Source organism: Streptomyces sp. NPDC031274 (assembly GCF_055570235.1).
On record NZ_JBVIHP010000396.1, the window covers coordinates 1 to 1,130 of the forward strand.

The window sequence follows — 1,130 nt, forward strand, 5'->3', positions numbered from 1 at the left end:
CTCTCCTCGAAGTGCGTGAGCGCCATGTCCGGTTCGTCGAGGAGGAGGTAGGCGCGGCCGATGTCGCAGTGGGCTTCCTGGCGGACGCCCGCATGCGCGAGCGCCTCGCCGATCGCCAGGCTCTGCTCGTGATGGTCGATCGCGGTGCGCGCGTCGCTGTGCTCATAGATGTTGCCGAGGTGGCTGAGGGCGAACGCCTCGCTCAACGGGTCGTCCAGGGCCTTGGCCAGCTCCAGGCTCTGCCGCAGCGCCTCGGCCGATTCCTCGTAGCGGCCGAGGGCTTCGAGGAGGAGGCTGCGGTTGAGGACGGCGCGGTGGACGAACGACACGCGCTCGAGCTCGCGCCACAGGACCAGGGCCTCGTCGATCAGGTCGAGCGCCGCGCCGCTGCGCCCCGACACATAGTTGAGGCCCGCGAGGTCGGTGAGAGCCTGCGCCTCGCCCGCGGTGTCGCCCCAGCGACGGGCGGCGGTCACCGCGAGGCGGTTCAGCACATCTGCCTCGGCGAGCCGGCCACGGCGCTTGAGATACGAGAAGAAGCAGCGGACCAGCACGGGCAGGAGGACCGACTCGCGGCCGTGGCGGTCGGCGAGGGCGATGACATTGGTGAGTTCCGTGTCGCCCCAGGCGAAGGCGTCATCGGCGGACATCGGTGGCACGGCGGGGACCGGTGAGCCCCCGGCGGTGTGCCGGGTCGGCAGCAGGTCGTCGACCCCCAGCAGCCGGTCGTCGCGGTCCATGCCCTCCGGCATGATCGCCATCACGGTCTGCCGCGCCGACTCCGCGTACCACTGGAGCGCCGCTTCCACGACGTCCGCCGCCCCCGTCCCGTCCTGGTGGGCCGCCTCCCGCGCGAAGTCGCGTACGAGATCGTGCGGGGCATAGCGGCCGTAGGCCGTCTCGTCGAGGAGCGCGACATCGACGAGCCGGTCGAGTGCGGCTCCGGCGCGCCACTCCTCCACATCCAACAGGCGGGCGAGGAGCGGGACTCCGTACGCCGGGAGGTCCAACGCGCCGATCACGGCGAGGGCGGCAGCCGCGTCCCGGTCGGACTCGCGCTCCGACGTGCGCAGCGCGTCCAGAGCCACGGCGAGCGAGCGCCGCACGCTCAAGTCGTCGTGCTCCAGGTG

The 1,130-nt window shown here is 72.1% G+C and carries 1 protein-coding gene; it reads right to left on the minus strand.

The window, feature by feature from the left end; all coding sequences use genetic code 11:
- Positions 1–1,106 (minus strand): tetratricopeptide repeat protein (locus tag ACZ5CR_RS46655; protein WP_468870128.1); only part of this gene is annotated, 1,106 nt, incomplete at its 3' end.
- Positions 1,107–1,130: the final 24 nt, after the last annotated feature.